The organism is Exiguobacterium sp. s59, assembly GCF_018617475.1.
Taxonomy (GTDB): domain Bacteria; phylum Bacillota; class Bacilli; order Exiguobacteriales; family Exiguobacteriaceae; genus Exiguobacterium; species Exiguobacterium aestuarii.
The window spans coordinates 91181-105375 of sequence record NZ_JACSKG010000004.1; the positions used below are offsets into that span (position 1 = coordinate 91181).

Annotated in this window: 16 protein-coding genes and 1 other annotated feature; of the genes, 10 read left to right on the plus strand and 6 right to left on the minus strand. The window is 43.2% G+C overall.

Annotation, left to right across the window (positions count from 1 at the left end; genetic code table 11):
* Positions 1-7: 7 nt before the first annotated feature.
* The 5 genes from KNO91_RS08605 (at position 8) to KNO91_RS08625 (ending at position 3797) form a co-directional block, all read left to right on the plus strand.
* Positions 8-919: an NAD(P)-dependent alcohol dehydrogenase gene (locus KNO91_RS08605; protein WP_214817520.1), complete on the plus strand. Its 912-nt coding sequence runs from the start codon at positions 8-10 to the stop codon at positions 917-919.
* Between the two features lie 124 nt (positions 920-1043).
* Positions 1044-1682, plus strand: a complete 639-nt coding sequence (locus tag KNO91_RS08610) for a hypothetical protein (RefSeq protein ID WP_214817523.1) — start codon at positions 1044-1046, stop codon at positions 1680-1682.
* A gap of 98 nt (positions 1683-1780) precedes the next feature.
* Positions 1781-2308, plus strand: coding sequence for a DUF2199 domain-containing protein (locus KNO91_RS08615; RefSeq protein WP_214817526.1), 528 nt, complete (start codon positions 1781-1783; stop codon positions 2306-2308).
* A 14-nt stretch (positions 2309-2322) separates the two neighbouring features.
* Positions 2323-3066, plus strand: coding sequence for a hypothetical protein (locus KNO91_RS08620; RefSeq protein ID WP_214817530.1), 744 nt, complete (start codon positions 2323-2325; stop codon positions 3064-3066).
* A gap of 41 nt (positions 3067-3107) precedes the next feature.
* Positions 3108-3797 carry a glyoxalase gene (locus KNO91_RS08625; RefSeq protein WP_214817533.1) on the plus strand — a complete coding sequence of 230 codons (690 nt, stop codon included), beginning with the start codon at positions 3108-3110 and terminating at the stop codon, positions 3795-3797.
* A gap of 514 nt (positions 3798-4311) precedes the next feature.
* Here KNO91_RS08625 and KNO91_RS08630 read toward each other — a convergent pair.
* A complete protein-coding gene (locus KNO91_RS08630; protein ID WP_214817535.1) occupies positions 4312-5127 on the minus strand; it encodes a diguanylate cyclase domain-containing protein in 816 nt (271 codons plus the stop codon).
* A 218-nt stretch (positions 5128-5345) separates the two neighbouring features.
* Here KNO91_RS08630 and KNO91_RS08635 point away from each other — a divergent pair, with 218 nt between their 5' ends.
* The 3 genes from KNO91_RS08635 to KNO91_RS08645 are packed head-to-tail and all read left to right on the plus strand — an operon-like array spanning position 5346 to position 7164.
* Entirely contained in the window at positions 5346-5882 is a 537-nt protein-coding gene (locus KNO91_RS08635; protein WP_214817537.1) for a Rossmann-fold NAD(P)-binding domain-containing protein, read from the plus strand.
* Entirely contained in the window at positions 5879-6265 is a 387-nt protein-coding gene (locus KNO91_RS08640) for an NUDIX hydrolase (protein WP_214795066.1), read from the plus strand. The genes KNO91_RS08635 and KNO91_RS08640 overlap by 4 nt, the downstream gene beginning before the upstream one ends.
* A complete protein-coding gene (locus KNO91_RS08645; protein ID WP_214795064.1) occupies positions 6262-7164 on the plus strand; it encodes an alpha/beta fold hydrolase in 903 nt (300 codons plus the stop codon). The genes KNO91_RS08640 and KNO91_RS08645 overlap by 4 nt, the downstream gene beginning before the upstream one ends.
* Positions 7165-7180: 16 nt before the next feature.
* Here KNO91_RS08645 and KNO91_RS08650 read toward each other — a convergent pair whose 3' ends face one another.
* A complete protein-coding gene (locus KNO91_RS08650) occupies positions 7181-8404 on the minus strand; it encodes an MFS transporter (protein WP_214788186.1) in 1224 nt (407 codons plus the stop codon).
* A gap of 67 nt (positions 8405-8471) precedes the next feature.
* Positions 8472-8725: a binding site (T-box leader), on the minus strand.
* A 101-nt stretch (positions 8726-8826) separates the two neighbouring features.
* On the opposite strand from KNO91_RS08650, the gene KNO91_RS08655 reads away from it, so the two are divergent.
* Entirely contained in the window at positions 8827-10479 is a 1653-nt protein-coding gene (locus KNO91_RS08655; RefSeq protein ID WP_214817540.1) for a M3 family metallopeptidase, read from the plus strand.
* 23 nt (positions 10480-10502) lie between these two features.
* On the opposite strand, the gene KNO91_RS08660 is transcribed toward KNO91_RS08655, so the two are convergent.
* Positions 10503-11741, minus strand: coding sequence for an MFS transporter (locus KNO91_RS08660; RefSeq protein ID WP_256441824.1), 1239 nt, complete (start codon positions 11739-11741; stop codon positions 10503-10505).
* 128 nt (positions 11742-11869) lie between these two features.
* On the opposite strand from KNO91_RS08660, the gene KNO91_RS08665 reads away from it, so the two are divergent.
* Positions 11870-12634, plus strand: coding sequence for a helix-turn-helix domain-containing protein (locus tag KNO91_RS08665; protein WP_214817545.1), 765 nt, complete (start codon positions 11870-11872; stop codon positions 12632-12634).
* Here the strand turns inward: KNO91_RS08665 and KNO91_RS08670 are convergent.
* The 3 genes from KNO91_RS08670 to KNO91_RS08680 all read right to left on the minus strand — a co-directional run bounded on the left by KNO91_RS08670 (position 12621) and on the right by KNO91_RS08680 (position 14116).
* Positions 12621-13025, minus strand: a complete 405-nt coding sequence (locus KNO91_RS08670; protein WP_214795061.1) for a nucleoside 2-deoxyribosyltransferase — start codon at positions 13023-13025, stop codon at positions 12621-12623. The genes KNO91_RS08665 and KNO91_RS08670 overlap by 14 nt on opposite strands.
* 286 nt (positions 13026-13311) lie before the next feature.
* Positions 13312-13791, minus strand: coding sequence for a helix-turn-helix transcriptional regulator (locus KNO91_RS08675; protein ID WP_214817550.1), 480 nt, complete (start codon positions 13789-13791; stop codon positions 13312-13314).
* Positions 13792-13819: 28 nt separating this feature from the next.
* Complete coding sequence (locus tag KNO91_RS08680) at positions 13820-14116, minus strand: hypothetical protein (RefSeq protein WP_214795057.1); 297 nt, start codon at positions 14114-14116, stop codon at positions 13820-13822.
* Positions 14117-14195 lie beyond the last annotated feature (79 nt).

Genomic DNA, 14195 nt, shown 5'->3' on the forward strand with positions numbered 1-14195 from the left:
AATCGACGTGAAAGCTGCGATTTGTACCGCATATGGAGGTCCGGAAGTGCTCGTCATCCAAGAAGTGGACCGACCGAAGCCGAAAAGCAATGAGCTACTGATTCAAGTATATGCATCGGCCGTTCATTCAGGAGATCGACGTCTTCGCGCACTAGACGTTCCGACATTCGGAAAACTACCGATGCGAATGGTTGTGGGGTTCAAGGCGCCAAGACAACCGATTCTTGGTGTCGTGTTGGCAGGTATCGTCGTGGAAACAGGCAAAAGTGTGAAAAACTTTCAGGTCGGAGACAACGTCTATACGCTCACGGGAATGCGGTTTGGCGGATATGCAGAATTCGCTTGTGTGAACGAATCGAAATGTGTTGTGAAGATGCCTGAGCATGCCAGTTTTATTGAGGCGGCGGCACTTCCGTTCGGAGGGACGACCTCGTTACATTTTTTACGGAAGGCACACATCGAACGGGCGAAGAATGTTTTGATTTATGGTGGCGCAGGTGCAGTTGGCTCCACTGCCGTACAGATTGCGAAACATTTCGGCGTACATGTCACGGCAGTTTGCCATGAGCGGAACGTGGAGCTCGTGAAGCGACTCGGGGCAGATGTGGTCATCGATTATTTGAAAGAAGGATACGACCGCGAATTGGGTACGTATGATGTGGTGTTTGATGCGTCTGGAAAAATCGAAAAGCGATTGGCTCGAAAACATGTTGCGGAGAACGGGTCATTCCGTTCTGTTGCGGGGCAGGGGCCAGCGAGTGAACGAAAAGAGGATTTGATGTTTTTGAATGAACTGTTCGAATCAGGTGCATTGCAACCCGTCATTGATTCGGTTTATCCACTCGATGAGATTGTCGAGGCACACCGATATGTGGACCGAGGGAAAAAAGTTGGGAATGTGATCGTGACAGTCAAATAGGAATAAGTCAGATGATCGATGGTATTATGAAGAAGTATTGAATTCGTGCTTTATGGTGAGGTGCATACAATCATCTCCCATACATATGAATACTAGACGTAGTCAATGGAGCGGGGGACTAATGATGAATGTACTAATTGGACAACCAAAGATGGAACGAAATCTCGAGCAACTGAAGCTAGAGATTGAGTCGAACCCTACGGTGGACTTGATTCTCTATCCAGAGGGATATTGTACACATACAGAATTAGATGTGCTAAGTAACTTAGCGATTAAATTTAACACATCGATTGTTTTAGGGTATCGAGATGACACGAATATAGATCGGGTCCTCATTATAAACAAGAAAGGTGAGACGTTGTTAACGCGACGGAAAACACCTGAGAATGAGCTCTTGTTCATGCCATCAAATGTCACGGATGGATCGGAAGAATACGGATATTTACTTTGCAGGGAGATTTTTATGGGAAGTGAGGGATTAAAAACGCATGAGCAGCTATCCATCATCTTCAATCCAATCGGGGTCGGAATGTTTAGTGAAGAACAGTTCACGGAGTGGTCGGAAGAAGCGAGAAAAATTGCGATGGAACGAAAAGCGATGATCATCGGAACGAGTCATGCAGATGGGTCGTATCGAAATTGTGGAATTTCGATTCCCATCGCATATTGCTTCGATGAAAATGGGGAAGAGGTGTTTCTATCGAAAAATGATACGAGGACGCGAGTGTTAGAGACTGATTCAAGAGTTACTACATTCGTCTAACAAACTGTGACATCCTTAAATTAAAAATGAAATACGTGTAGAATGAATCTTTTTATTTCACATACCAAATTTAAAGTTGAACTAGAAAGCGAGTACTTATGAGATACCTTTTCAAACGAAAACACAACAGTGAATGTAATTGCTCGAAATGTGGCACGAAGACAGAAAGTGAAGTGGGTTTTGGATCGATTATGCCAACCATTTTAGAAGGGCTGTCGAAACGGGAGATGAAGAGGCGCGTCGTCTTGACTGATGATGTGTGTGTCCTCGATGAAACTCACTTTTTCATTTATGGATGTCTCGAGATTCCGGTCATCGGGGAAGAGGATCCATTCATCTGGAACGTCTGGGTATCACTCAGTCCGGATAACTTTTTCAAAGTCATCGATTTATGGGAAGACCCAACACGTGTTGACCTCGAACCGATGTTCGGTTGGCTATCGACAGATCTCCCGATTTACCCGGACACTATCAATCTGAAAACGAATGTTCATATGCGTGAAGTCGGACTACGTCCGTTGATCGAACTCGAACCGACGAATCATCCTCTCGCTGTCGAGCAGCGCAACGGCATCACGAGGTCGCGGATTGATGATATATTCCGACTCGTTGAACGTGACGGATAAAGGAGGATAACAGGGTGAGTCAATGGAAGTCATCCTTGATTTTCGATTTATATTCAGGAAATCAAGCGCTCACTTCGATTCAGCAGAAGATGTTGGAGCGAATCGAGTTACTTATTCACGACAAACGATTCAATGAACTTGAACATTTCATGCGCGATACTCCGGATATCGAGCAGCTGTTGATTGACTATGTGCTGCTTGATCCAACCGATTCATATCGCTGGGATTTGCTGATTGGTTACGAACGGATGGATCGGATTGAAGATTATGATCGAGTGAATGCGTTTTGCCGAACAGCCTTTTCATACCATCCAGATAAACCCTTCTATTTTGCCTTGGCGTTATATGATATAGGGTGGAATGATTTCGAGATGGACGAGAAAGTCATTGAGGTGGCGAATCGATGCATAGAAGAGGCTTCAGCTGAGGTTTCTGCATTGATTTGTCTAAGCATGTCAAAAGCACTGCGTCATATGGAGCGAGAGTATCTTCTCAGGGCCATTGAGCGATGTCCATGGGCTGTTCAACCATTCTTTTCTTTAGGTGAGTATTTCAGACAGTATAACTGGAAGTTGGCCAAATCGTATATAGAGAACGGAGTGGCTCAACTGGCTTTGATTTTCGACGATTCAGGTGAAACGTCAAAGTCAGTGATGGGCTTCAACCCACACACTTGGCAGAGGAACGTTTGTAACGAGCTGTTAGGCATGGATATGAGTTCGGCAGCATATAAAAAATACAAACGAATGACCAAGTAAAGGGATGAAGAATAGTGATGAGGAATGTGAGGGAAGATTTCATGAGAATCACAGAAACGATGCTTTACACGAACCGACTTGGTGAAATGAAACGTTTCTATACAGATCAGCTTGGATTATCAGTCATTGAAGAAGACTCGACGAGCTTTCGAATCAATCTAGGTGAAGATGCGTTGGTGTTTCAAGAAGCGACGACCAATCAAGAGCGACAATATCATTTCGCCATCAACATTCCGGCCAACCGATTCAAAGAAGCGAAAGAATGGATCAAATCACGTGTCTCACTTTTACGTGAAGATGGGGAGGATGAGATTTATTTCGAAGGAATTGATGCCTCGTCACTTTATTTTTACGATGCGGACGAGAATGTCGTCGAATTGATTGCGCGACATTCAATTAATGTAGAAAGTGATGCAGATGTATTTTCTACTGATGACTTTCTTGGAATCGGCGAGATGAGCCTGACTGCAATCAATCCGCTTCATGTCGCACAAGAACTTGCGAACATCGAGATCCACCGCCGAGACGGTAACCCAATCGATGAGCGTCACCTGAATTTTTTAGGCGCACCGAATAGCGATACATACATTTTATTGGTTCCACAAGGTCGTGTGTGGCTGTTTTCACCTAAGCTGTCGATACAGAGCCCGATTCAAATGACCATCAATCGACAATACGTCATTGAAATCGATGAGAATCATAAACTTAAAATTCATACGAATAAAAAATGAGTCCAATTCTGAACTCATTTTAGCTTATCGATAAAATAACATGTTCGAACTTGTCCTTCTTTTTTCACGCTCAGATAGAGTGAAGGTCTCACACAATTCCTAGTTCGTTCTTCGAAGATTATTCAAAATATAAAATATATATGGTTCTTATTATTCCCCATAATGAGATAGATGAATAAACTGTCACCATACTCCAATACAATTTAGGATGATTCAATCTTTTAAAGTAATGTACACTTAGAGTTGTAACGCAAACCGAAAAGACCGGAGCCCAAAAAAGGGCTGAAAGTAGCAACAGTGCATAATTTTCAGTTGGAATTAGTATAATCAACTCATCTGCTAATACCCACCAAGCCGTAAAAGAAAGAAGTATAAATATAATTTTTTTCAACATAACCTCCGTATGCAAGGACATATATTCCCACTACTTCTATTTTATGAAGTAATGCCGATTTCACTGCTCGGTAAAATAATTTTTAAAGCCGATATTTTGAAAATGAGTCCATTTCTGAACTCATTTTTTTTCGTCTTCACTCAAGTACATCCGAATCTCATCCAAACTCATAAAGGAATTCTCTAAGGTCACTTCAAATGATTTGTCTAAACAATCAATCACAAGCGGTTCGCTATCAAGACGAGAGTATCCATGTAACAGTGGTTTGATGCGTTCATGAACAATTTGTGCCTTTTCGAGTGAGGTTTGCGGAAAGAGGATGGCGAACGTGTCTGTGGCAACCCGATATTTTTTATCGGTCCGTCGTGTTGCTTCATGTAACTCGTCACTGAAATAATCTAAAAACCATTCATATTCGGATAATCCGTATCGTTTTTCGAAATCGTTTAAAAGCGGCAACGAAATGAATGTGACGACGAACGTTCCACCACTTCGAATCAATCGATCCCGCTCTGCTTCAAGGTCCATGAAAAATCGATTTCGATTATCAAACCCGGTCTCCGGATCGACAGCAATCAGTTGACTGACTCTCGCTTCTGCGACGTTCAAGGCAAATTGTGAGCGGAACAGGATGACTTGAAGCAAGTAAGCTAGAATCGTCAACATCGCTACTACCAGAAGAATCAGTAGTTGAACAATAAAGGGAATCGGAGTTCCAGACATCATGATGAAAAAGTAAACACCAAATCCTATCGAGATCAGGACACCAGAAGCCCGATGGATGAGAAGTGTTGAAAGGTAGAGGACAGGGATATAGATCATCCACCAGATGGGTAGATTGTTCATCATCAGAAGAGAAGATAATAAAGTACTTATTGTCAACGACCCAACGATGAGCGCAATTAGTTGAAGTGACATGGCAGACCAATGCCGCATCTCGTCTCCTCCTCCCTAAAAGAAATAAATTGTAATAGTAACACTATTATCCATTTTCCGAAATAGTGATGGTTCAAACCGATTCGGACACTTGATTCATTATAAGTGATTCTTCAAATGAATAACGGGATATTTTTGAAAAAACGCGAATGTTTCAGAACGCTTCTTTACCGAAAGCGAATTCATTTATTGGTGTATAATGGAAATGAGGTGATGACATGAATCTAAAACATATCTTAATTGTCGGTGGTACCGGAATGTTAGCTGAAGTCACATCTTGTTTGGCAAGCGAACATCTTGTCACTGTTATCGGGCGAGACCCGGAAAGAATGGCAAAAGTCGTTCGACAAACCCCTGAAACGTGTCATCCGCTAGTTGTCGATTATCGTAACGAAGAGGACCTATCAAAAGGGCTTCAAGAATCAATCAAGCGACACGGACCATTTAAACAAGTCATCGCGTGGGTGCACAAGGACTCCGGGAAGGCGATGCAACTCATATTGAATCATTCTTTGCACGCAGATGTTCTACATATTTTAGGGAGTCAGGCGAATCCTGAACATGAGAAGAAGGCTTTGAACATAAGCGAACATCAAACATACCGACAAGTTCAATTAGGTGCGAAGCAGGATGGTGAGAACTTTCGTTGGTTGACGCATGACGAAATTCTGCACGGTGTGATTGATGCGATTGAGCACTCATTCGATTATCAATTACTTGGTCAACTTGTAAATAAGAGAGGTACGAATGGATGAAACAATGGATTGGATCAGCTGCTTTGTGCATCAACAAAAAAAGGGAAATTCTCCTCGTAAAGAACCGTGATGTTCAACGATGGAGTTTGCCATCAGGTGGTCTAGAAGACGGAGAAACTCTGGAACAGTGTTGTCAGCGCGAAGTGTTAGAAGAAACGGGTTATCGCATTTCTGTTAATCAACGACTACACATCAAACAAGCTATCATGTCGAACTATCAAGTCGAGACACATTATTTCTTGGCAAAGTGTGAAGAGCGGGTCGAGACCGCTAGGATTGATTCGGATATAGAGGAAGTCAATTGGTGGTCGCTTCATGAGTTAGAACGATTAGACCATGCGTTTCCAGAGGATCTCGAATTGATTCGAAGGTGGCTTAAATGAATAGAATGATTGAAGTCAATGGGTATGATGTTGAATATCGTTTATTCGGTTCCGGGGAACGCCTGATCGTGGTCATGACAGGTATGGGAGGTTCATTCGAAGAGTGGGTTTCTCTTTCCGAGCAATTAAGTGAGTCGTATCAAGTATTACTTTATCATCGCCCCGGTTATGGTGAGAGTGAGATGAACGATTATTCGAGTCGAATATCATCTCACATTTTGGAATGTACTGAATTATTGAACGCCCTTCAGCTACATCAACCGATTCTAGTAGTCGGTCATTCTTACGGTGGTTTGTGCGCGCAACACATGGCTAAAGTTTTTCCGAATAGAGTAGGAGGAGTCGTACTCGTCGATTCCACTTCCCATGATTTTTCTATATTAGATGACATAGAAACTCCGGTGATGGATCGTCAATATTCCGATGAAGATTGGCGGACGATGTGTCGTTCTTATTCAAATCTAACAAAAGAAGAATTAGAGCGTCTTCATCAACCAGAATTTTCACTCGAGCAACAAGGCTTATCATCAGATGCACGTGCACGTCTTAAACGATTTTATCAATCTCCTCAATTGTATAAAACGATGTTGGAAGAAGAATCGTTCTGGCGTGATGACGCCGCGATCATCAAACAAATGGGCACATTTTCATCGATTCCGTTAATTGTCATCGGCAGAGACCATGAAGCGATGATTCAGGAAGGGATAAATGGAGGGGTGCCTGAGTCAGAAATTCGCTTACTAGAGGAAACATGGCATGAACTCATCCATCAACAATTGAGTTTATCGAATCAATCTGAACTCATCATCGCGGAAAATGCAGGACACCAAATTCACTTACAACGACCAGACATTATCATCGAGGCTATACATCGAATCGAACGAGCCAGTCGCATTTAAACGACCGATCTATGAATTAAGAAGCTTCTTCAATTGAATCGTGAGTGAAATACTCCCGTTTCGAACGGTCACGAATGACGTACAACGTGAAACAACCGATTAAGAAGAAAACAATTGAGAATGCGAGATAGACCGGACGAATCCCGACCAATTCGGCAAGGAGTCCGATCCCGAATGTGAGAACGATGACGAGTAGCGACTCTGCCACACTGATGACACCCGAGAACCGACCCATGATTTCGACCGGGACATGGTGTTGATAGAATGACAAAAAACCGGTATTGGCAAAGGCAAGCGCGAACGTCAGAATGAAAAATCCGATGGAAGCCATCGTGAACGAGGATGAACCTGCGAATAGGAGATAGCCGACTGGTGTCATGATACCCCCGAATCCGATACAAAACGATAAAGAAAGACGGTGACTCCATCTTGAATTGATGAGTGACCCAACGATAATCCCAATTCCAGCGATACTGACGAGAAACCCATATCGGCTCTCAGACAAGTGTAGGACTTGGGTCGCGAATGACGCTTCCAACGAGTCAAGTCCAGACATGAAGATCGTCGTGACGCAGAATAATCCATAAATGAGCGTCACATATCTGGCATTCGAAGCGAAACGGATGACGACCTTCCAATCTTCCATAATCATTCGAACAGAGAATGGTTCAACAGACGCATCTGTTCGAAGATGAGACGGAAGGAGAAGCAGCATGCCTACCGAGACGATGAGTGCGAAGGCGTTCACAAAAATCGCAAATGACGGGCTCCCGACTAGAAAGAGTAATCCCGCAATCGTCGGACCTAAAATAAAACCGGATGACTGCACAAAATTTTTCATCGCATTGAACTTTTGTCGGTTCGAGGCAGGTACGAGTTGCGTCATGTAGACCAGGCTCGATGATTCGAACAATGAACTCATCAAATTCAGGATGAAAACGACTCCATAGATGAGCCACAAAGAATCGATCCAGCCTAAGCTGAATACGAGACATGCGCGCAGGACATCTAGCAACATCATCAATCGTCTCGTATCGACCCGATCAATCAGGCTACCTGACCATAGGTTCGCTGTGATTGAAGCGAGCGGGACTAGTACATAGAGAATCGAGACGGCGAATGGAGACCCCGTCATCTCGAGGACGATCAGGTTGAGCGCGATAAAGTATACCCAGGCACCGAGATTTGAGATTCCGACACTGACGAGCAGCAGCGTAGAGGTTTTTCGAAACGAGTTCAAGTCAATCACTCCTTGTGTTTTTAATCACTTTCGCAACGCAAAAAAATCCCACCCCCAAGAACGAAGTCTTGGGGACGAGATTCTCATCGTGGTGCCACCCCTGTTCGTCCGCACGTCACCGTACGAACCTTGTTCGGTACTGCCGAACGAGTCGGACGATACCTCAACTCTATAACGGGAGTGCCCGTCGCCATATCCCTCGAGATGAGTTCCATAGCGCTGCTCGGAGTCTTGTTTCGATCCATCCTCTTTACCCCTTTTCACCGGACGGGGCTCTCTACGAAAGATTCATGGATGTACTCTTCTCTTCATCGCGTTTGTCAGATCATTTTTGTAAGAATAGCATATTGTGAAAATATTGGAAACAAAAATTTCAGTTATAACCATAATATAGAAAGTTAACTAAGAATCGAGGTGCAGTGTTGATCAACTTTAAAGAAATAAAAGAGACGAACCAAGTACTTGCGACTGTTCATAAAATTGATTCCAATGAGTTAGATGGCTTCATGTCGAAACATTCAGCATTGATTGGGAAATATGATGAATACGTCACGAAGAGCTATATTGACGTTCAGCGACACAGCGATTGCGAAGAAGCCAATCAAAGACAACATCATGTTCATATCGTTATAAAACCTGCACTCAATGAGCTGAAAAGACATGTTTCACGAATTACCTTACAGTCTATAGAGGATGAGCATCACGTCACTCGCCTCATGCGAAATCGGATGAATCTTTATCATGAAGAGAATGTTGAATTATTGATTGAAGAGGATCAACTCATACAGAGATATTTGCAAACAATCGGTCAATTGACTGACCCGACAGATGATTCTAAGTCGATTGCGGAACTTCAAGGAGACCTATACGATGCTGACGAATCCATCCGTAAACAGGCTTTTACGCATATGTACAAAGCGTATGTTTCAAAAGAAGATGACATCACTGAATGCTTGAAAAGTCTTATTCAAAATCGGGAACAGCAGGCGCAACGATTAAATGTTATGAGCTATCGCGAACTAGCTTTCATGAAGCTAGGACGTTTAGATTATGACGTCGACGATTGTATGCGATTTGCGAATCAAGTCAGTAAACATTTTGAGCCACTTCGCCGTTCGTTTCAGCAACGACAGACAAAGAGGTTGAAGAAGTCGAGACTTTCGCCATGGGATTCATTGATTTCCCCTTTTTCGGATCACCACAATCTATCCGTTTCGCTGAATGATTTAATCGTTGGAACGGAACGAATCTTGAATGAACTCGATCCTTACTTTGGAAAACTGTTTTTTGACATGCGTGCGAAGGGCCATCTCGATCTATCACCTCGACCGAATAAAGCGGGAGGTGGATTTTGTGAATCTTTACCCGACTCAAAATCCTCTTTCATTTTTATGAATCGTTTTGGTGGATTTGATGACTACATTGTTTTATTACATGAAATGGGTCACGCCATCCACCATGATCTTTCACAGCAACACCTATTTTTCGAAGCACAGACTATTTCGTTTGAAGTCGGCGAATTCGCAGCTATGTCACTAGAATTGTTTTCGTTGGACCATTGGACGAAAATCTTTTCAGATGAACGAGCTTTCATTCAAGCTAAACTAGAACAGTTTCGGTTGATGATCGAATTTTTACCAAGTGTTTTCATCGTGGATCAGTTTCAACATAATCTATATGATGCAGAAAAGAACGTGGATACATTTGATGAAATCTTCGAACGCTTAGTCGATCAATATGAGACTGATTTGATTGATTGGAACGATGTGAGTGATTTAAAAGGAAAACAATGGCTGCGCGTGATTCATCTTTTTGAAACACCTTTCTATTACATAGAATATGCGCTTGCTCAGATTGCCGCACTTCGCATGTATATGCAGTATCGGCAACATCCAGACGGCACTCTGAACAAATATAAAAACGCATTAGCATTAGGTGGTACTGCTTCGATCCCTAAAACGTATCATGTGGCCGGCGTATCCTTGTTTCCATCTGAGGAAGAATTGGTCGAGTTGACTGAGTTCTTAAAAGCTGAGATCGAACAGCTCATGACGCAACTGAATGAAATCGATTGATTCAAGGATGATTGTTCATATTATTAGAAGGCTTGGTTTTTAACTATAATCGGTAATTCAATCAGTTGTTTTAAAATTGAACGATAGAAGAAGATTGCGAATATGCCAAATCCAATATACGTCACGGCCATCCATCTGGGTGAAACGACATCATAGGCCGAGACGCTGATAGCACCAATGAGAAGCGCACCTCTGTAGCGGAGACCGTTCACGGCCAAGTATTGACTACGGAGGTGGTCTTCTACGATTCGAGCAAGCATGGCTTGATGGATGGGGACATACAGCAGTTCTCCGAACGTGAAACAAGCCGTACCGAGCACTAAGATCGAAAAGCTATTGGAAATTGGCAACATAGCGAATCCGAGACTGAACAGCGTAACCCCTGTGTAAAGTAGCGCGCGTTCAGAGAGTGATCTGGTCCAACGCATCATGACCAGACCGAGCAATAATACGAGAATCGTATTTTCCGCTCGAAGTAATCCGAGGATTTTCGTCCCATCTAGTGAGAAATGAAAGAACGGAACAGCTTGTAACGTTTCAGCAAAGTGAATCGCGAGATAATGCGTCAGTTGCAACTCTAACGACAACGTCAAAATACCTGCGATAAGGTATTTTAAAAAGAGATGGTTCTTCATGACCGTTCGGTAACTTTCCCATACACTAGTGGTCTTCTGTTCTTTTAGTGGTAACGGTTCATAGAGGTCTTCAAGTCTAAAGAAAATGATCCAAATACAACCGAATGAGATGACAGTAGCCGCCATCAATAGTGAGAAGAGATGTTGTTCGAAGAAAAAACCTCCGAGCAAACTACCAACTACAATGGACCCGTTCATTAGCCAGTAACTGAGTGTATATAAGTATTTCCGCTGCTCGGGTCGGCTATCGTCGATTAAGATGGCTTCGTTTGCTGGCGTGATGGCACTACTCAGAAGATTACTTAAAAAGAAGAAGACAAATAACAACATAGCACTGCCAACAATATGCGAACCTGCGATTGTCATTCCTATATAACACACGAATCGTAGCATTTCTCCGATGAAGAGAACGCGCTTTCTTCCATATCGATCGGACAGAAGACCACCATAGAGGCTCGTGATGAATGAGGCAATCATCGTCATGACGATGAGCGGTCCGGTTTCAGTTGCACCGAACTGTCGAACAAAATAAATCGTCAAAAAAGGAAATATAGCGGTTTGTGTCAGCTTTTGAAAAAAATTCAAGCCAAGTCTTACTTTTAGGTTGGGATGAAGCGATTGAAACATATGAAATCACCATCTTTTCATAAGGTCAGTGAAGTGGCCACTTGACTGTTATGAATAGTATGCGTGATTTGAAGTGAATCATCGTGCAGTATGTTGCTCGATTTTGGTGCAATAATTTGGAGGGATATATGGAACAATTATTTACACTGCCTGACATCACCATTCGCTACATGTCGTCTAATGAGGATTGGACGACTGAGAGAGAAGAGAGCTTAGAAGACATCGTCTGGGTGCTCGTATTAGAAGGGAAAATCGGAATTGGGGTGGATGCGTTCGAATATCGTCTTCAAGACAGCGAATCGATTGTGATTCAACCGAATCAGTCATTTCGACTGTTCGCTGATTCGACTGAAACGACTTACGTGAGCTTTCGGTTCGCAGCGAGCCGCTTGAACGGGTTTGAAAACAAGTTGAATCCAACGTTTCCTCCCGTGGCGGTCATGTCGACAAGAAAGTTGTTAGGGGAGTGGTCAAGTCGATGGTTTTTAGGGATTGATTCAACAGTTGATGTCATGACATTCATTCAACATCACCTCATAGACACTTCCTTAGAGGATGAAGACATGTTCGCTCCTGTGTTGCGTGTCATTCATGATTCATATCATACAGAGCTTCGAATCGAGGAATTGAGTCGAATCGTTCATCAAAGCAAATATCAGTTCATTCGGAGATTTCGAGAGCGAATCGGTCAGACGCCGTATCAATACATCACGAGACAACGCCTAATTCGGGCGAAGTCGCTCCTACGCTATTCGGATCTAACTCTACTCGCAATCAGCCAGGAAGTCGGATTTAACAGTCCAGCTCAGCTGAATAAGCATTTTACGGAATGGGTAGGTTGCACCCCGGCTCGATTCCGTGAGAATCAAGGGCATCTGCTTAAGCGTGAGTAAAGGACTGCAGATGATGATGAATTTGGCGGGGAAGGTCACGGAACGCTCCGTCACAAAGGTGTACCGCATCGACGTGATAGAACGTACTTGTCTCCTCCATATTCATCATCTGATCGCCTAAATCGTATAGGAAAACGAATTTGTTCATCCCGAGAGCGATCCCGAGCTCTACATGTGCGCCTTTTCCTCCAGGTAAGAGGATGACGACGAAGTCCGCTGTTTGAATTCCAGCAACCTCTTCTTCGCCAATCGTACGTAACGCATCGATTGAAGCGGCACGTTCGTTTTGTGTCCAATCGTATGTATGGGCGTGACCGAGCGCAATCAGCTGATCACGGATAAACCGTACTTCTTCGATATTCGCAAAACTTGAACCGACATAAAACCGCATTTGAAACCCTCCAATTCGTTATAGATGCTTCATCTGGTATAATGCTACGACATAAAATAGGATGATTAACAGACAACAGAGTACAAGGAAAAAAATCACGCTAATCAGGACGAATTTCATCAAAGAAAGTGAAACGTATGATTGAATCAAGCGCGTGATTGATAAAGACGAGAGGACGAGTAAAATGATTGTGCCAACGAACCAAATGGAGTCATTCGCGATGTTTGGGATCAGCCAAAAATAGACGATCGTTATGACGATTAGACTGAAAGCCATCATCAAATCTTTATGCTTTTGAGTCATTGGATCCCCCTCGTCGATGTTCCAACTTCAACCGCACTTGTTCGGCATCTTCCGCATCAAACGTGCTGTACCATCTCACATGATCGAGATCGATGACGCGGTAATGTCCGCTGATGATGTTCTGTTGAAGAATGAAGTGGGGACCCTCTTTGATTGCATGCCAAAAGACGCGTCCGCCGAGCGTCTTTTCTTTCGGCTCGTATGTGTTCTCGGTTGCAATCAGCTTAACGAACTCGACCGGGTCGTCACCGATTAGATGTATGAGAACCTCACTCTCATTGAATAGTGCACATAATGTCACAACCGTCGACCAACTCGCTTCATTCCGCTCCTTCTCGATTTGAATGAGCGTTTTTTTAGATATGCCAAGTAAATTGGCCATCTCTTCCTGTGAATGCTGGGATTCGATTCGAATCAGCTTGATCTTACGAGAAACTTGTCCGAGAAATTCGGATTTTTGCATATGGGTTCTTCCTTCCTATTCGTAGAACTCAAAGTGACGCCGAGCTAATGAAAATCAGTAACCATGAGATTCCGAGAAACACCGTGAACAAGAGTAGGCAGACAATGATGTAGCAACAAATGTATTGCCAATATGTGAGTCGTTTTGATTGATAGAAGTGGTATGTAAAACTGAACGTCGCAATGCCGATGACTAAGAAAGCGACGAGATCCCAGATGATTCCAACTTTTAAGAACGATGGAGTAAGGTACGATGCAACAAGAGCAAGTACAACCGTCACAACTCCAGTAGAAATGGCAGCGGATGGTGTTGAAGTGTTTTCCAACATAATCACCTCCTAATATATTACAAGTGTAATTTTACACTAAAAGTAGACAAAGTCAATTTTCAATTCGTAAAAAAGC